The sequence below is a fragment of the Phreatobacter sp. GW821-FHT04C01 genome (genome assembly GCF_059420385.1).
Genome location: NZ_JBWKTP010000012.1, coordinates 15,508 through 33,123, shown reverse-complemented (window position 1 = coordinate 33,123; position 17,616 = coordinate 15,508). Strand labels below are relative to the sequence as shown.

Genomic DNA, 17,616 nt, shown 5'->3' with positions numbered 1-17,616 from the left:
ATGGGTGCCCATATCCTCCAGCGGGTGGTTCTGTCGGTCCCGGTCCTTTTCGGGGTGCTGCTGCTCGGCTTCATGCTGCTGCAACTGGTGCCGGGCGACGTCGCCATGGTCATCGGCGGCCCTCAGGCAACCCCCGAGGTGCTCGAGCAGATCCGCCAGGAAATGGGCCTCAACCGGTCGCTCGCGGTGCAGTTCGGCCTCTACATCTCCCGGGTGGTTCAGGGCGATCTCGGTTATTCGATGATCAACAATACCCCTGTCATCTCCGAGCTCGCCGATGCCATCGGGCCGACCGCCGAGCTGGTGGTCGCCTGCCTCGTCTGGTCTGTGCCGATCGGCATCGCGCTCGGCACGGTCGCCGCGGTCTATCGCGGCAAGTTCCTCGACCGGCTGATCATCGCGGTCTCTGTCACCGGCGTCTCGACGCCGGTTTTCTTCATCGGCCTGATGCTGATCATGTGGCTCGGCTACCATTGGGAGCTGTTTCCCTTCCTTGGCCGCGAAGGTCCGATCTGGACGCTGGAGGGCCTGTCGCATATCGCGCTGCCGGCCCTCACGCTCGGCCTCACCTTCATCGGCCCGGTGGCGCGCATGACCCGCACGGCGGCGCTCGAGGTGCTGAACGCCGACTATGTCCGCACCGCGCGCGCCAAGGGCCTGACCGAGCGGGTGGTGATCATCCATCACGTCCTGCGCAACGCCCTGATCCCGGTGGTGACCCTGATCGGCCTGCAGGCCGGCTTCCTGCTCGGCGGCGCGGTCGTCACCGAGACGATCTTCTCCTGGCCCGGCGTCGGCCGGCTCGCGGTCGGCGCGATCCTGTCGCGCGACCTGCCGATGGCGCAGGGATCGATCCTGGTTCTCGCGGTCTCCTTCATCGTGATCAACCTGATCGTCGATCTGCTCTATGGCGTCCTCGATCCCCGGGTTGGCAAACGATGACCGCAGTGGCTCCCGTCGTCTCCGCCGCCGCGCCGCGCCGCAATTCGGGCCTGCGCCGGCTGTTCCGCGACCGGCTCGCGCTGGCCGCCGCCATCGTTCTCGCGTTCATCGTCATCGCCGCGCTGCTGGCGCCATGGCTGGCGCCGAACGATCCCTACCTGACCAATACGCGCCTGCGCATGCTGCCGCCGGTCTGGGAAGCGCGTGGTCAGTGGAAGTTCCTGCTCGGCACGGACGGGCTTGGCCGCTGCCTCCTGTCGCGCATTCTCTTCGGCACCCAAGCCACCCTGTTCATGGGGCTGACCTCCACCATCATCGGCGGCGGCATCGGCTTGCTCGTCGGCCTGTTCGCGGCCTTCTACAAGCGCCTCGACAGCTGGCTGATGCAGCTCTCCGATATTCTCCTGTCGTTCCCGGCGATCCTGCTCGGCCTCGCCTTCGCGGCGGCCGTCGGGCCGGGCATGACCGCGGTGGTCGTCGCCCTGTCGGTCGCCACCATCCCCACCGTTGCCCGCGTCACGCGCGGCTCGGCGCTGGTGGTCATGGGGCAGGATTTCATCGAGGCCGGCCGTTCCATCGGCCTGTCGGACGCGACGCTCCTGACCCGCTATCTCGCGCTCAACTGCATCTCGTCGGTCTTCGTCTACCTGACGCTGCGCTTCGGCCAGGTCATCCTGCTCGGCTCGGCCTTGTCCTTCCTCGGCCTCGGCGCCCAGCCGCCCATGGCCGAGCTCGGCACCATGGCGTCCGCCGGCCGCAACGAGCTGTTCCTGGCGCCGCATATCGCGGTCATTCCGAGCCTGGTGATCGTCGTGATGGTGCTCTGCGCCAATGTGCTCGGCGATGCGCTGCGCGACCTGCTCGACCCCCGGCTCAGGAACGGCTGAGCCCAGGCCTAAGAAATTCCGGTTTCAGAGGAGAAACACGATGACCACCCGACGATTGACCTTATGGGCGACGGCCATTGCCGGCGCCCTGACGATCGCCGCGCCTGCCGTCGCGCAGCAGAACAACACCTTGACCATCGTGCGCGAGGTCGACAGCGATCGCTACGACCCGCATCGCTCGACCGCGCGCTCGGCCTCCGAGGTGCTGTTCATGCTGGCCGACACGCTGGTGTCGCTCGACCATGACATGGTCTCGATCAAGCCGGGCCTCGCCGAGAGCTGGAGCGTGTCCGCCGACGGCAAGGTCTATACCTTCAAGCTGCGCAGCGACGTGCAGTTCTGCGACGGCAAGAAGATGACGGCGGCCGACGTCGTCTATTCGATCAAGCGCTGGATCGATCCGGCCACCCGCTCGCCGGTCAGCTGGCGCGCCGGCCCGGTCGAGGATGTCGTCGCGATCAACGACACGACGGTCGAATATCGTCTCAAGGCGCCGTTCTCCGAACTGCTCTACCAACTGACCCAGAGCTTCGCCGTCGTCATCGACAAGGCCAATGTCGAAGCGCTCGGCGCCGATTACGGCGTGCGCGGCTTCAACGGCACCGGCCCCTATTGCTGGGTCGACTGGCGTCCGCGCAACGACATGCGCATGCGCCGTCACGACGCCTATCGCTGGGGTCCGCCGATCTATGAGAACCGCGGCCCGGCGCATATCCAGGAAATCGTCTGGCGCATCGTGCCCGAGGAAAACACCCGGCTTGCCGCGGTGCTGACCGGCCAGAGCCAGGCAACCCAGTACATCCCCTATTCGGGTCTCGCCCAGATCCGCGCCAATCGCAACCTGCGCGTGGTCGAGAACCCGGCGGCGTTCTGGACCTATTTCATCGGCTTCAAGGTCGACAAGGCCGGCGTCGACGATCCCGCGGTGCGCCGCGCCATCGTCATGGCGGTCGACCAGGAAGCGATCTCGCGCGACCTGAACTTCGGCGAGACCGAGCCGGCCTATTCCTACATTCACCAGGCCGCGACCGATTGGGACAAGCGCAACGATCCGATCCTGATCCATACCAATGTCGCAGAGGCCAATCGCATCCTCGATGCCGCCGGCTGGGTGCGCGGCGCCGACGGCTTCCGCTCGAAGAACGGCCAGCGCCTGTCGCCGCTCGTCTACGGCTTCACCGGCTCGACCTGGCAGAAGCTGATGGAGACCGTGCAGGGCGACCTGCGCAAGATCGGCGTCGACCTGCGCATCCAGCTGTTCGATGCGACCGTCGCCTGGGGCAAGATGGGCACGCAGGAATTCGACCTGTTCGGCATGTCCTATCCCTATATCACCGCCGGCGACGCGCTGAACCTCTACTTCCGCTCGACCAATATCCCGACGCCGAACCGGATGAATTGGCGCAATGCCGACACGGACCGCCTGCTGCAGGCCGGCGCCGCATCGGTCTCCGAAACCGATCGCGCGGCCGCCTATAGCCAGGTGCTGCGCCAGGTTCACGAGGCGGCCGTCTGGATCCCGCTCTATCACGAGCCGATGAAGATCGCGGCCACCAACCGGCTCGCGCCGTTCAAGGCCCACAACATCTACGGCTCGGGTTTCTACAAGGGTCTCGACCTGCGCTTCGTGCGCTGATCGACCGATCTCCGCGGCCGGGCGTCACGACGCCCGGCCGTTCCTTCGCCGTCCGAAGGACGGCGCATCCCAAAAGACTGCAAAGCCGGAAGAGGCCGTCATGTCCGTCACGCTCGTGAAGTCTGCCGCCTGGGTCGTCGCTTACGACGGCCGCAAGCACACCTATCTGCGCGACGCCGACGTCGCCTTCGAAGGCGACAAGATCATTCATGTCGGGCCGGGTTTTGCCGGCAAGGCGACGACCACGATCGACGGCGCGGGCATGCTGGTCATGCCGGGTCTTGTCAATGTCCATTCGCATCCCGGCTCCGAGCCGATGACCAAGGGCTGGAACGACGAGCTCGGCTCGACCAAGCTCTACCAGTCGTCACTCTACGAGTTCATGCCGCTGTTCCGGGCCGATGCCGGCGGCGCGCCCGATCCGAGCGCCATTCCCGCTTCCGCCACCGTCGCCTATTCGGAGCTGCTGCTGTCGGGCGTCACCACCCTGGTCGACATGTCGGTCGCCTGGGACGGCTGGCTCGACCATTTCGCCGCCTCCGGCCTGCGCGGCGTCCTGTCGCCCATGTACCGCTCCGGTCGCTGGTTCACCAAGAACGGCTATGTCGTCGAATATGAGTGGGACAAGGACGAGGGCGCCAAGCCGATGGCGGCCGCCATGGCGGTGCTCGACGCCGCGGTCAAGCATCCCTCGGGACGCATGTCCGGCATGGTCTCGCCGAGCCAGATCGACACCTGCACGCCCGGCCTGATCAAGGAGAGCTTCCAGGAGGCCAAGCGGCGCAAGCTGCCGTTCCAGATCCATGCCGCCCAGTCGGTGGTCGAATTCCACGAGATCACCCGCCGTCACGGCATGACGCCGGTCGAATGGCTGGGCTCGCTCGGCGTCCTGTCCGACCGCTCGCTGATCGGCCACGGCATCTTCCTCGACCACCACACCTCGACCCACTGGCCGCGTCGCGACGACCTGCAGGACCTGGTCGACACCAACACGACGGTCGCCCATTGCCCGACGGTGTTCCAGCGCCGCGGCATCACGCTGCAGACCTTCGGCGAATATGTCCGCCGCGGCGTCAACATGGCGATCGGCACCGATACCTATCCGCACAACATGATCGAGGAGATGCGTCACGTCGCGATCATGTCGCGCGTCGTCGGCGAGGATTGTTATGACGTGCGCTCGTCCGACGTGTTCAACGCCGCGACGCTCGGCGGTGCCAAGGCGCTCGGCCGCAAGGATATCGGCCGCATCGCGGTCGGCGCCAAGGCCGACATCGTGCTGGTCGACGTCACCCACCCGGCCATGCGGCCGGTGCGCGACCCGGTCCGCTCGATGATCTACGCCGCGGCGGAACGCGCCATCCGCACCGTCTTCGTCGACGGCGTGAAGGTGGTCGACGGCGGCAAGGTGCTGACCATGGACCACGAGGCTGCTGCGGCAAGGCTCGAGGAGGCCCAGCGCAATGCCGAACGCGGCGTCAAGGCGCTGGATTGGGCCAGGCGTGATCACCTGAAGATCTCGCCGCTCATGTTCCCGCCCGGCAAGGGGGGCTGATTTCGTGGAGACGGCCCGGGAGATCGTGACGAGAGACGGAACCGTGAACAAGGACGTCGTGCTCGACGTCCGCGACCTCGCGACCCATTTCAGGACCGAACGCGGCTTCTTCCGCGCGGTCGACGGGGTCAGCTTCTCGGTCGAGCGCGGCCGCACGCTGGCTGTCGTCGGCGAGAGCGGCTGCGGCAAGAGCGTCACCTCGCTCTCGATCATGGGCCTGGTGCCCGAGCCGCCGGGCATTCGCGCCGGCGGCCAGATCCTGTTCGACGGCGAGGATCTCCTGAAGAAGTCGCGCGCCGAGCTCGAGGAGATCCGCGGCGCCAAGATCGCTATGATCTTCCAGGAACCGATGACCTCGCTCAATCCGGTCTACCGGGTCGGCGACCAGATCGTCGAAGGCCTGATCAAGCATCGCGGGCTGTCGGCCAAGGCGGCGCGCGCCCATGCCATCGAGATGCTGCGCCTGGTGCGCATCCCGAGCCCCGAGACGCGCGTCGACGCCTATCCGCATGAAATGTCGGGCGGCATGCGCCAGCGCGTGATGATCGCCATCGCGCTGGCCTGCGAACCCAAGGTGCTGATCGCCGACGAGCCGACCACCGCGCTCGACGTGACCATTCAGGCCCAGATCCTCGACCTGATGCGCGACCTCAAGGGCCGCCTCGGCACGGCGATCATCCTGATCACCCATGATCTCGGCGTGGTCGCTGAAATGGCCGATGACGTGGTCGTCATGTATGCCGGCAAGGTGGTCGAGCGCGCGCCCGTCGCCGCCCTGTTCGACGACGCCCAGCATCCCTATACGCTCGGCCTGCTCGGCTCGGTGCCCAGGCTCGACGCCGACCAGGACCGCCTGCAGACCATCGAAGGCATGGTGCCGACGCCGGAGACCATGCCGGCCGGCTGCCGCTTCGCGCCGCGCTGCACGCTGGCGGGCGATCGCTGCCTCGAGGAAATGCCACCGCTGCGCGATCTCGGCGCCGGCCATCAGGTCGCCTGCTGGAAAGCCCCTATTGATGAGGTCGCGGCATGACGCAGCCCCTGCTCGTTGTCGAAAACCTCGCCAAGCACTTCCCGCTCGGCGGCGGCCTGTTCTCGCGCAAGTCCGGCGCGGTCAAGGCGGTCGACGGCGTGTCGTTCACGCTCAACCGGGGTGAGACGCTGGCACTCGTCGGCGAAAGCGGCTGCGGCAAGTCGACCACCGGCCGGCTCGTCCTGCGCCTGCTCGACCCGACCGGTGGCCGGGTGACCATTGACGGCGTCGAGATTTCGAGCCTGTCGAAGCGCGAGCTGAGGACCCTGCGCCGGCGCATGCAGATCGTTTTCCAGGACCCCTTCGCCTCGCTCAATCCGCGCATGACCATTGGCGACATCCTGGCCGAACCGCTGCTGCTCCACGGCATGGCCGACAAGGACAATGTCGAGGCCAAGGTCAAGGAATTGCTGGCGATCGTCGGCTTGGCGGCGGCCTATGCCGAACGCTTCCCGCACGAGTTTTCCGGTGGCCAGCGCCAGCGCATCGGGGTGGCCCGGGCGCTCGCCACCCAGCCCGACCTGATCGTCTGCGACGAGCCGGTCTCGGCGCTCGACGTGTCGATCCAGGCCCAGGTGGTCAATCTGCTGCAGGACCTGCAGGTCCGTTTCGGCATGAGCTACCTGTTCATCGCCCACGACCTGGCGGTGGTGCGCCACATCGCGGACCGGGTGGCGGTGATGTATCTCGGCCGCATCGTCGAGATCGCCGACAAGGCGGTGCTCTACAACGCGCCGAAACATCCCTATACCCGCGCGCTTCTGGCGGCCGCGCCGGTGCCGCGTCCGGGCGCGCGCGACCAGCGCTCGCTGCTCAAGGGCGACGTGCCGAGCCCGGTCAAGCCGCCGCCCGGCTGCACCTTCCACACCCGCTGTCCCTATGTGACCGACCTGTGCAAGACCGAGTCGCCGGTGGCGCGAACCTTCCCCGACGGCGCGACGGTGGCCTGCCACCATGTCGAAACCCTGCCGCCGCCGGAGGCGCTGGCTTTGTCGACCGATCCGCCATCGGTGGCCAGCCGCATGGCCGTCCTGGCCGCGGCCAAGAAGCACGAAGCGGTTCCCGCATGACGCAACGGGCGCCTGATGGGCGCCCGTTTTTCGCAGCTCCGGCTCATTGGCGCGAGAAATCCGCGGCGTTCAGCCCCAGGTTTCGCGCGCCACGTCGACGATCATTTCGAGCTTCTTCCACTGCTCGTCCTCGGCCAGCACATTGCCTTCCTCGGTCGAAGCGAAGCCGCACTGGGCCGACAGGCAGAGCTGCTCGATCGGAGCGTAGCGCGCGGCCTCCTCGATCCGCCGCCGGATATCGTCCTTCTTTTCCAGCACGCCGCTCTTCGAGGTGACGAGGCCGAGCACCACGGCCTTGCCCTTGGGCAGGAAGCGTAAGGGCTCGAAACCGCCGGCGCGCTCCGAATCCCATTCCATGAAATAGGCGTCGACCGGCATGGCGTTGAACAGCAGTTCGGCGATCGGCTCGTAGCCGCCGGAGGCGACGAAGGTCGAGCGGAAATTGCCGCGGCACAAATGCATGGTGATGGTCATGTCCTTCGGCCGGTCCTTGATCGCCTCCTCGACCATGCCGGCATAGATGACACCCTGGTGGTCCGGATCGTCGCCGCGATCGGCCAGCATCTTCTTCTGCTCGGGATCGCAGAGATAGGCGAAGCTGACATCGTCGAGCTGCAGGTAGCGGCAGCCGGCGTCGTAGAAGGCGTGGACGGCGCCCTTATAGGCCTGGCCGAGATCCCGGTAATAATCGTTCATGTCGGGATAGAGGCCCATATTGATGAGCTTCCGGCCACCGCGGTAATGCAGCATGGACGGCGAGGGGATGGTCATTTTCGGCGTCCCCTTCGTGTTCGCCTTCAGGAATTTGAAGTGCTCGACGAAGGGATGGCTGGTGAAGCCGATCTTGCCGACGACCCGCGGCGCCTCCGCCTTGGTCTCGACGCCGGCGAACTGGATGCCGTGGTCGAGCGCGATGCGCTCGACGCCGTCGAGCTGCCAGAGGAAGTCGTAATGCCACCAGGACCGACGATATTCGCCGTCGGTGATGCCGCTCAGCCCGACCGCCTCCTGCTTGGCGATCAGCTTCTTGATTTCGCTGTCTTCGACCGCTTTCAGGGCGTCGGCATCGATCGTGCCGGCGGCCTTGGCGGCGCGGGCCTCCTTCAGGGGCTGGGAGCGCAGCAGCGAGCCGACCTGGTCGGCCCGGAACGGTCCGGTCTTGCCCGGAATGGTGGCGGTGTTGCTCATGACGTTTCTCCCTTGGGCGCCGGTGTTTCCGGCGATTTGGGCGTGCCGCGGTCGGCGACGCCGAGATGACGGTCAAGCGCCGCGGCATCGGCCATGAGCGCCTCGCTTGCACCTTCCCAGACGACGGCGCCACGGTCGAGAATGACGGCCTTGTCGGTCAGCGGCAGGATCTTACGCGCTTTCTGCTCGACCACGATGGCCGCCATGCCTTCCTCGCGCACGATGCGGCGGATCGCTGCCAGCAATTCGTCGACGATGATCGGCGCAAGGCCTTCCAGCGGCTCGTCGAGCAGCAGGATCTTGGGGTTGAGCACCAGCGCCCGGGCGACCGCCAGCATCTGCTGTTCGCCGCCGGACAGCTGGTTGCCGAGATTGCCGCGGCGTTCCTTCAGGCGCGGAAACATCGAGAAGACGCGCTCGGGCGTCCAGGTCCCCGCTGTCGCGACCGCCGTCAGGTTTTCTTCCACCGTCAGCGACTTGAAGATGCCGCGCTCCTGCGGCACCCAGCCGAGCCCAAGTGCGGCGCGCCGTTCCGGCCGCACCGCCTGGATGTCCTGGCCGGCGAGCCGGATGGTGCCGCCCCTGAACGTGGTCAGGCCGGCGATGGTTTCGATCAGCGTGGTCTTGCCGGTGCCGTTGCGGCCGAGCAGGGCCAGCGACTGGCCCTGGTCGAGGCGAAGCGACAGGCGGTTCAGGACGATCGCCTCGCCATAGCCGGAAACGACCGCGTCCAGGGCGAGCAGCTCGGTCATTCCGCGCCCTCGCCGAGATAGACTTCGCGCACCCGCGGGTCGGCCTGGATCTCCCGGACCGAGCCCTCCGTGAACACCGCGCCCTGGACCAGCACGGTAATGCGCTCGGCGAAGCGGAAGACCAGGTCCATGTCGTGTTCGATCAGCACCACGGTGACCTCGCGCGGCAGGCTGGAGACGATGTCGATGATCTCATGGCGCTCGCCTTCCGGCACGCCGGCGGCGGGTTCGTCGAGCAGCAGGACCCGTGGCCGGCAGGCCAGCGCCGTGGCGATTTCGAGGAGTCGTCTTTTGCCGTAGGGCAGCAGCACCGTGCGCTGATACATGACGTCGGCGAGTTTGAAGGTCGTGAGCAGGTCGGCGGCCTCGTCGAGCACGGCCTGCTTGGAACCGGTCAGCCGCCACCATTGCCCGCCCGTGCCCTGATATTCCGAGATCGCCAGCCCGATGGTCTCGAGCGGTGTCAGTTCGTTGAACAGCTGGTTGATCTGGAAGGTGCGCGCCAGGCCGCGCGTCACCCGCTTATGCTGGGCGAGCCGGGTGATATCGGCGCCTTCCAGCCGGATCGTGCCGGAGGTCGGCACCAGCACGCCGGTCATCAGGTTGATCAGCGTCGTCTTGCCGGCGCCGTTCGGCCCGATCAGCGCGTGGCGCGCGCCCGCCGCGATCGACAGCGACACGTCATTGGTGGCGACGAGGCCGCCGAACCGGCGCACCAGGTTGCGGGTTTCCAGCGCCGGCGTCATGGCTTCGTCCGCCCGGTCATGAGCCTCAGCCGCTCGGTGATCCGGTCGCGGCCGATCAGCACCAGGATGACCAGGAACAGCCCCATCCAGAACAGCCAATAGGCCGGGGTGATGCCGGAGAGGAAATCCTTCATCAGCTTGAAGGCAATGGCGCCGAGGAGCCCGCCATAGAGATAGCCGGAGCCGCCGATCACGAGCACCAGGAGGCCGTCGGCCGACTTGCCGAAATCGAGCACCTCCAGCGAGACGAAGGCGGTGGTCTGCGCCAGCAGCGCGCCGGCCGCTCCGGCATAGGCCGCCGACAGCGTGTAGATCATGACCAGCCGGCGCGCCGGCGAGATGCCGATCGAGGCGGCGCGCAGCCGGTTGTCCTTGACCGCGCGGAGCGACAGGCCGAAGGGCGAATGCACCACCCGGCGCGCCAGCAGGAACAGGACGAACAGCACGGCGAGGCTGTAGAGATAGGCGGTGCGCCCCAGGAAATCGAAGGCGAACAGGCCGAGGATCGGCCCCATGGTGATGCCGAGCAGGCCGTCGGCGCCGCCCGTCAGCCATTCCAGCTTGTTGGCGGCCTCGTAGATCAGCAAGGCGACGCCGAGCGTCACCATCAGCCGGGTGAGATCGGTGCCACGAATGATCAGGAAACTGGTGACGAAGCCGAGCAGGCCGGCTGCGAGCATGGCGACGATCAGGCCGGTGACCGGTTCGGCCACGACCGTCTTGGCGAGCAGGCCGGCGACATAGGCACCGAAGCCGAAAAAGGCGGCCTGGCCGAGCGACACGATGCCGGCATAACCTAGGATCAGGTCGATCGACAGGGCGAACAGCCCGAGAATGGCGATCTCGTTGAGCAGGGCGGCGCGATTGGGCGCAATGGCGAGCATGGCCAGCGCCAGCAGCCAGAACGCGATCTCCTGAGGCTTCCAGGAGGCCTGGTGCTTGAGAAAGCCGGTCGGGCTGGCCGGTGTTTCGCTGTTGCGGCCGAGGAATTTCAGCATGGCCGGCTCATCGCGTCACCCCGCGGGCGAACAGCCCGTTCGGCCTGAGCATCAGGATGGCGATCATCACCGCATAGATGATGAACGCGCCGGCCTGGGGGATGTAATATTTGCCGGCGACATCGGCGAAGCCGAGCAGGAGCGCGGCGACGAACGGGCCGGTCATCGAGGAGGTGCCGCCCACCGTCACGACGATCAGGAAATAGAGCATGAATTTCAGCGGAAAGGTCGGGTCGAGGCCGAGGATCTCGGCGCCGAGAGCGCCGCCGAGGCCGGCAAGGCCCGATCCGAAGGCGAAGGTCACGGCGAAGATGGCGTTGACGTCGATGCCCATGCCACGCGCGACCCGGGGATCGTCGACCGCCGCGCGCAGGCGCGAGCCGAACCGGGTCTTTGCCAGGACCAGCTGCAGCGCGATGGTCAGGGCGCCGCAGACCGCGATGAGGAACAGCCGGTAGACGCCGATGCCGACGCCGAAGACGTCGAAACGGCCGAGCAGGTAGGACGGCAGCCGGATGTTCTGCGGCGACGAGCCCATCATGTAGTCGGCGGCTGCCACCGCCATGAACACCAGGCCGATCGAGAACAGCACCTGGTCGAGATGGCTGCGCCCGTACATGTGCCGGTAGAGCAGGCGCTCGGCGACCGCGCCGAGCGCCGCGGTGGCCAGGAAGGCGAGTGGCAGGCAGGCCAGGAACGGCAGGCCGTAGCGCTGCATCATGACGACGGTGACATAGCCGCCGGCCATGGCGAAGGCGCCGTGGGCGAGATTGACGAAGTTCATCAGGCCCAGCGTCACCGCCAGTCCGCAGGCCAGCACGAACAGGAGCATGCCATAGGCGATGCCGTCGAACAGGATGGTGAGCATGTCGGCGCGTCTCGGCGGCGGGACACGGGAACGGACCGGGGCAGAGAGGCCGCCCCGGTCGCGGCGATGATCGGCTCAGCGCCCCTTGATCGGATCCGGCACCGCCTCGAAGGTGGCGAATTCGACATTGTAGAGCTGGCCGTCGACCTTCTCGACCCGCCGGACATAGATGTTCTGGGTGATGTCGCGGGTGCGCGCCTCGATGGTGATCGGCCCGCGCGGGCTGATCCAGCTCATGCCCTGCATGGCGCCGATGAGGGCGGTGCCGTCGCCGGTTCCGTTGGTCTTTTTCAGCGCCTCGTAGATCAGGTGCATGCCGTCATAGCCGCCGACCGCCATGAAATTCGGGCGCATGTTCGGATTGGCCGCGCGGAACGCCTGCACGAAGGCCTTGTTCTCCGCCGACGGATGGGCCGCCGAATAATGATGGCTGGTGACCACGCCGAGGATCGCGTCGCCCATGTCGTTGAGCAGGTCGTCATCGGTGACGTCGCCGGTGCCGATCAGCTTGACGCCGGCCTTGTCGAGGCCACGCTCGATGAACTGCTTGACGAACTGGCCGCCGATGCCCGAGGGCACGAAGACGAACAGCGCGTCGGGTTTGGAATCGGCGACGCGTTGCAGGAAAGGGGCGAAGTCCGGGCTGCGCAGCGGCACGCGCACCTCGGCCATCAGCTCACCGCCGGCCTTGGTGAAGCGCTCCTTGAAGGCCTTTTCGGCATCGATCCCGGGGGCATAGTCGGTGACCAGGCTGATCACCTTCTTGATGCCGTTCTGCGCCGCCCAATCGGCGATGGGCTGGGTCGCCTGCGGCAGGGTGAAGCTGGTGCGGGTAATGAAAGGGGATTGTTCGGTGATCGCCGAGGTCGCCGCGGCCATGACCACCATGGGGGTCTTGGACTGGGTGGCGAGCGGCGCCACAGCGAAGGCGAGCGGGGTCAGCCCGAAGCCGGCAAGGACCGCGACCTTGTCGTTGACGATCAGTTCCTGGGCGATGCGGCGGGTGACGTCGGCAGCCCCGGTATCGTCGCGGACCAGGAGTTCGATCCGGCGCCCGGCGACGGTCGCGCCCTTCTGCGCCATATAGAGCTTGGCGGCGGCCTCGATCTGCCGCCCGGTCGACGCCGACTGGCCGGTCATCGGCAGGATCAGGCCGATCTTGGTCACTTCCTGCGCCTGCGCCGTGGTGCCGAGGCCGGTGGCCATGGCGGCGCTGATCCCGGCGAGCGTCTGGCGTCTGTTCAACATGGTCATTCCTCCCTGTGTCATTATTCTCGGCCTTTTCTTGGCTCTTGTCGTCGCGCTGCGCCCGGTTTCTGTCAAGTGCGATATTCAGACGAAGGGGCGATTATCGCACTTCCTTTTGCGACTTAGGTTGGATGGCTCCGTGGATCGCGCCGTTTCGACGGCCCGTCCGATCGCATTGACCTCCGCGGGCCTGTGCTGAAGCAAGTGAGAAATTTGGTGCGATTTCTGAGCGGGTCTCATGGGCCGGCGCTGTGGCTCGGGTGCACAATTTGGTTCAATCGCGCCGAATAATGGATTTGATTCACCGAATGCTCTGCGTGCTGATGGTGTGGCGGGTCGTCAGGCTGCTTGGTTGCGACAGCGCGAGCGAAGCGCGTTGGAAAGCTGAAGGGGATCGGAATGGCGGACGCTGAACCTTGCCGGGATCTCGCTCACCTCGGCCATGTCGAGATGTTCACGGCCAAGCCGGACGAGAGCCTCGCCTTTTTCATCGATGTCATGGGCATGCAGGAGAGCGGCCGTGACGGCGCGAGTGTCTATTTGCGCGGCTGGGACGATTACGAGTTCCATACGCTGAAGCTCACCGAGGCCGCGACCTCGGGTGTCGGCCATGTGGCGTTTCGCACCTTCAGCCGGCAGGCGCTCGACCGGCGCGTCGCCGAACTGACCGCCATGGGCGCCGGCATCGGCTGGACCGAGGGTGACCTCGGCCACGGCGCGGCGTTTCGCGCGCGCGGCCCGGACGGGCACGTGTTCGAACTCTATTACGACACGCGCTGGTATGAGGCGCCGGATCATCTGCGTCCCGCGCTCAAGAACCAGGCGCAGCGTTTCCCGGCGCGTGGCGTCAATGCCCGGCGCATCGATCACCTGAACCTGCTGGTGCTCGATGTCGCGGCGACCAGGCGCTTCCTGGAACGAGGCCTCGGCATGCGCACCACCGAACAGATCGTGCTCGACGACGGCACCGAGGCCGGCGCCTGGCTGACGGCCACCAACAAGACCTACGATATCGCGTTTACCGCCGACCATGCCGGCGTCGCCGGCCGGTTCCATCACGTGACCTATGCGGTCGACAGCCGGGAAGACGTGCTGCGCGCGGCGGACGTGTTCCTGGAGCACGGCGTGTTCATCGAGACCGGCCCGCACAAACACGCGGTGCAGCAGACCTTCTTTCTTTATGTTTATGAGCCGGGCGGCAATCGCGTGGAGATCGCCAATGCCGGGGCCCGGCTGATGCTGGCGCCCGACTGGAAGCCGATCGTCTGGACCGAGGCCGAGCGCCGCAAGGGCCAGGCCTGGGGCTTGAAGACCGTCGCCTCGTTCCACACCCACGGCACGCCGCCGGTGGATCACCCCGGCGGGTCATGACCCTGGCCGGTCCGGGCAGCGGCGCAAACGGGGCTTGCATGGGGCGGCGTGGTCCGGGCCGGTCCATGCCCTTGCGGCGGGCCTCGCCGGCTCCAATCTCCCATCCAACTTGCTGAGGGCCGATCGACGGCCATCGGGGCGGCGGCTTGGCCTTGGGCGCCGGTGTCCCGTCCTCCAACATTTGGAACGGATCCACCATGCAACTCACCGGCATCCATCACCTGACCGCCGTATCGGCCGATGCTCCCGCCAATCGTGCCTTCTACACCGGCCTGCTCGGCATGCGCCTGGTCAAGCGCACCGTCAACCAGGACGACGTCTCGGCCTACCACCTGTTTTATGGCGACGGCGTCGCGAGCCCGGGCTCGGACGTCACTTTCTTCGAATGGCCGGTCGAGCCCGAGCGGCGCGGCACCAATGCGATCATCCGCACCTCCCTGCGGGTCGCCGGCGAGGACACCATTCGCTGGTGGGCCGCCCATTTCGCCGAGCATGGCGTCAAGCACCAGGCGCCCACCCTGCGCGATGGTCGCCTGACGCTTGATTTCGAAGATCCGGAAGGCCAGCGCCTCGCCCTGGTCGACGACGGCGGCGTGGGCGAGGCCCATGCCTGGGACGCCAGCTCGGTTCCGGCCGAACGGCAGATCCGCGGCCTCGGCCCGATCATCGCCAGCGTGCCGGTGCTCGAGCCGACCGAACGCGTCTTGACCCATGTCCTCGGCATGGGCCGGGCCCGCAGCTATCGTCTCGGCGAAGCCGGCCCCGAGGTTCATGTCTTCGAGATGGGCGAGGGCGGCCCGGCGGCCGAATATCATGTCGCGGTCGAGCCGGGTCTGCCGCCGGCCCGCCAGGGCGCCGGCTCGGTCCATCACGTGGCGTTCCGCACGCCTGATGCCACGCAATACCGCGCCTGGATCGACCGCCTGAAGGAGATGCGCATCCCCAATTCGGGGGCGGTCGACCGCTACTATTTCGAGAGCCTGTATTTCCGCGAGCCCAACGGCATCCTGTTCGAGATCGCCACCGACGGTCCGGGTTTCGATGTCGACGAGCCGATGACGGTGCTCGGCGAAAAACTGGCGCTGCCGCCCTTCCTGGAATCGCGCCGGGCCGAGATCGAACGTGGCTTGAAGCCGCTCTGATCCGCGCGATCGCGGCTTCCGCCGGAGCGTCATGTCAGCCTAAATTGCCGGTGCCCGATTCACCGGCAAGAGGCTGTCATGACGCTTTTCCGTTCCGCGCTCGCCCTTTGCGGCGCCCTTGCCCTCGCCGGCTGCAACACCGCCGCCGAGGCCCCGGCGGTGCAGCCGGCGGCCCAGGCCGCGACGCCGCAATATGTCACCCGTTCCGACTTCCGCCTGCCGGAAGGCACCGGCTGCTCCGGTGATATCGCCCGCTTCCGGGCGGTGATGGACAACGACCTGCAGACCGGCAACGTCAATCGCGAGGTTCATGGCCGGGTCATCGCCGATCTGCGCGGACCCGAGCAGGCCTGTGCCAGCGGCCGCGATGGCGAGGCCCGCGGCGCCTTGCGCACGGTGAAGTCACGCTACGGTTATCCGTGATCCCGATCACGGCCTTCCGTGATCCCGATCACGACCTTTCGTGATCCCGGTCACGGCCTTCCGTACCGCTGCATCGGCGTGAATTGTTTCACGGACCGGAATTCGGGCTTGCCCGGCATGCCCCTCGTCCTGTGAGATGAGGCATGGCTGCGGGGCCGGACCTGCCGGAGGACATGCCGGTGCGGATTGCCTTTCTGTCGGACATTCACGGCAACCGTGAAGCGCTCGAAACCTGCCTCGCCCATGCGCGCGACCAGGCACCCGACCGGTTCGTGGTGCTGGGCGATATCGTCGGTTACGGCGCCGATCCGGTCTTCTGCACCGAGACCGTCGCGGCGCTCGCGGCGCAGGGGGCCGTCGTGGTCAAAGGCAATCATGACGAAGCGGTCGGCCCGGGCGTGCCGAGCATGACCCGGGATGCCCTCGCGGCGGCGGTCTGGACGCGCACGCAGCTGGGTGTCGATCATCTGGCCTTTCTCGCCGGCCTGCTTCTGACCGCGCGCGACGGCGAGCGGCTCTATGTCCATGCAAGCGCCGACCGGCCGGCCCATTGGCCCTATATCATGACCGGTCAGGACGCCGAGCTCAGCCTGGCGGCGACCGATGCCGTCAAGGTTTTCTCCGGCCACACCCATGTGCCGAGGGTATTTCCGCTGGACGCGGCCGGCGTTTGCAGCACGATCGTTCCGGTCGCCGGTGCACCAGTGCGGCTTGATCCGCGGCGGCGCTGCCAGGTGGTGATCGGCTCGGTCGGCCAGCCGCGTGACGGCAATCCGGCCGCCGCCTACTCGCTCCTCGATCTCGGTCGCGAGACGCTGACGCAATATCGTCTGGCTTATGATCACCACCGCGCGGCCGGAAAGATCCTCGCCGCCGGCTTGCCGCCGCGCCTGGCTCTGCGATTGTCGCAGGGGCAGTGAAGGGGCGGTCCGGGCCGGTCACGCCGGCGAGCCCGCGCTTCGCCGCTCCAGCCACCATTCGGCGTAGGCCAATTGAAAAGCCGGCATAAGGCCCGGCCGCAGATCGCTCGCGTCCCGCACGATATGGATGTCGGCCAGTTCCGGGGTCTCGTCGGCGGCGATACGCGCGAGGATCAGGGCACGCAAGGGTTCCGCTGCAAGCGGCGAGCGCATCACTTTCACGAAGGCCGAGCGTTTGTCGTCCTCGCGCAGCCAGAAGCCATCCTCGATGGTCAGTTCGTCCGGGCGGAGACCGGTCTCTTCGGTCAGTTCCCGCCGGACGCTGCCGTCGAGGTCGACCCGCGTGCCGACCACGTCGCTCAGATCGGGCGTGCCGCCGGGAAAATAGATCTTGCCGGCATTGGCGGTGTGCGCGGCCATGACGCCCATCAGCAGGCAGTTGTCGGCGCTGGTCAGTCCGGCCAGGGCGAAGGCGTTGCGGGTCGATCCGTCGGCCGCGCCATGACGCATGAAATGCAGGAATTCGGCATAGTCGACGGCCATGTAACGGCCCCGAAACACATCGCCCTCGACCGCGCCTTCGGCCAGAAGCAGGACCCGCCCATTGAACATTGCCGGCTTGTCGGCAATCCACTGGTCCCAGGCGGAACGAATCGCTTCGGCATGCGTTTCCGCGTAGGTCCAACGGACGGTGGAGATCCCGGTCTCCATGGTGCGGATGAATCGGAACTGTGCGGTCACGGCAGGGCCCTCTTCGGGCCTTGTCTAGCGTCGGGACGGCCGGCTCACAACGGTCCGTCCCTGTGCACAATGGCAACACCCGGTTAGGCTTGCAAC

Annotated in this window: 17 protein-coding genes; 10 read left to right on the top strand and 7 right to left on the bottom strand. The window is 66.9% G+C overall.

Annotation, left to right across the window (positions count from 1 at the left end; translation table 11 throughout):
* The 6 genes from AC07WJ_RS31975 (at position 1) to AC07WJ_RS31950 (ending at position 7,123) form a co-directional block, all read left to right on the top strand.
* Positions 1-942: an ABC transporter permease gene (locus tag AC07WJ_RS31975; protein ID WP_494938768.1), complete on the top strand. Its 942-nt coding sequence runs from the start codon at positions 1-3 to the stop codon at positions 940-942.
* The gene (locus tag AC07WJ_RS31970) at positions 939-1,829 is read left to right on the top strand and encodes an ABC transporter permease (RefSeq protein ID WP_494938767.1); all 891 of its coding nucleotides are present in this window, start codon (positions 939-941) and stop codon (positions 1,827-1,829) included. Before AC07WJ_RS31975 ends, AC07WJ_RS31970 begins: the two co-directional genes overlap by 4 nt.
* Before the next feature lie 40 nt (positions 1,830-1,869).
* Positions 1,870-3,465 (top strand): ABC transporter substrate-binding protein, encoded by a 1,596-nt coding sequence (locus tag AC07WJ_RS31965; RefSeq protein ID WP_494938766.1) that lies wholly within the window; start codon positions 1,870-1,872, stop codon positions 3,463-3,465.
* A gap of 100 nt (positions 3,466-3,565) precedes the next feature.
* Entirely contained in the window at positions 3,566-5,020 is a 1,455-nt protein-coding gene (locus tag AC07WJ_RS31960) for an amidohydrolase family protein (RefSeq protein ID WP_494938765.1), read from the top strand.
* Positions 5,021-5,063: 43 nt separating this feature from the next.
* A complete protein-coding gene (locus tag AC07WJ_RS31955; RefSeq protein WP_494938764.1) occupies positions 5,064-6,053 on the top strand; it encodes an ABC transporter ATP-binding protein in 990 nt (329 codons plus the stop codon).
* Positions 6,050-7,123 (top strand): ABC transporter ATP-binding protein, encoded by a 1,074-nt coding sequence (locus AC07WJ_RS31950; protein ID WP_494938763.1) that lies wholly within the window; start codon positions 6,050-6,052, stop codon positions 7,121-7,123. Before AC07WJ_RS31955 ends, AC07WJ_RS31950 begins: the two co-directional genes overlap by 4 nt.
* 69 nt (positions 7,124-7,192) lie before the next feature.
* Here AC07WJ_RS31950 and AC07WJ_RS31945 read toward each other — a convergent pair whose 3' ends face one another.
* The 6 genes from AC07WJ_RS31945 to AC07WJ_RS31920 form a co-directional block, all read right to left on the bottom strand.
* Entirely contained in the window at positions 7,193-8,311 is a 1,119-nt protein-coding gene (locus AC07WJ_RS31945) for a 5-methyltetrahydropteroyltriglutamate--homocysteine S-methyltransferase (RefSeq protein WP_494938762.1), read from the bottom strand.
* Positions 8,308-9,063, bottom strand: coding sequence for an ABC transporter ATP-binding protein (locus AC07WJ_RS31940; protein WP_494938761.1), 756 nt, complete (start codon positions 9,061-9,063; stop codon positions 8,308-8,310). The genes AC07WJ_RS31945 and AC07WJ_RS31940 overlap by 4 nt, the downstream gene beginning before the upstream one ends.
* Positions 9,060-9,809 (bottom strand): ABC transporter ATP-binding protein, encoded by a 750-nt coding sequence (locus AC07WJ_RS31935; RefSeq protein ID WP_494938760.1) that lies wholly within the window; start codon positions 9,807-9,809, stop codon positions 9,060-9,062. Before AC07WJ_RS31935 ends, AC07WJ_RS31940 begins: the two co-directional genes overlap by 4 nt.
* Complete coding sequence (locus AC07WJ_RS31930) at positions 9,806-10,807, bottom strand: branched-chain amino acid ABC transporter permease (RefSeq protein WP_494938759.1); 1,002 nt, start codon at positions 10,805-10,807, stop codon at positions 9,806-9,808. Before AC07WJ_RS31930 ends, AC07WJ_RS31935 begins: the two co-directional genes overlap by 4 nt.
* Positions 10,808-10,814: 7 nt before the next feature.
* Positions 10,815-11,675 carry a branched-chain amino acid ABC transporter permease gene (locus tag AC07WJ_RS31925; protein ID WP_494938758.1) on the bottom strand — a complete coding sequence of 287 codons (861 nt, stop codon included), beginning with the start codon at positions 11,673-11,675 and terminating at the stop codon, positions 10,815-10,817.
* 75 nt (positions 11,676-11,750) lie between these two features.
* Positions 11,751-12,929, bottom strand: a complete 1,179-nt coding sequence (locus tag AC07WJ_RS31920) for an ABC transporter substrate-binding protein (protein ID WP_494938757.1) — start codon at positions 12,927-12,929, stop codon at positions 11,751-11,753.
* Positions 12,930-13,322: 393 nt separating this feature from the next.
* On the opposite strand from AC07WJ_RS31920, the gene AC07WJ_RS31915 reads away from it, so the two are divergent.
* From AC07WJ_RS31915 to AC07WJ_RS31900, 4 genes are all read left to right on the top strand, one after another.
* Complete coding sequence (locus AC07WJ_RS31915; RefSeq protein WP_494938756.1) at positions 13,323-14,294, top strand: catechol 2,3-dioxygenase; 972 nt, start codon at positions 13,323-13,325, stop codon at positions 14,292-14,294.
* A gap of 197 nt (positions 14,295-14,491) precedes the next feature.
* Positions 14,492-15,436, top strand: a complete 945-nt coding sequence (locus tag AC07WJ_RS31910; protein WP_494938755.1) for a ring-cleaving dioxygenase — start codon at positions 14,492-14,494, stop codon at positions 15,434-15,436.
* A 78-nt stretch (positions 15,437-15,514) separates the two neighbouring features.
* Complete coding sequence (locus tag AC07WJ_RS31905; protein ID WP_494938754.1) at positions 15,515-15,859, top strand: hypothetical protein; 345 nt, start codon at positions 15,515-15,517, stop codon at positions 15,857-15,859.
* Positions 15,860-16,002: 143 nt separating this feature from the next.
* The gene (locus tag AC07WJ_RS31900; protein WP_494938753.1) at positions 16,003-16,779 is read left to right on the top strand and encodes a metallophosphoesterase family protein; all 777 of its coding nucleotides are present in this window, start codon (positions 16,003-16,005) and stop codon (positions 16,777-16,779) included.
* A gap of 18 nt (positions 16,780-16,797) precedes the next feature.
* Here AC07WJ_RS31900 and AC07WJ_RS31895 read toward each other — a convergent pair whose 3' ends face one another.
* Entirely contained in the window at positions 16,798-17,520 is a 723-nt protein-coding gene (locus tag AC07WJ_RS31895) for an NUDIX hydrolase (protein WP_494938752.1), read from the bottom strand.
* Positions 17,521-17,616 lie beyond the last annotated feature (96 nt).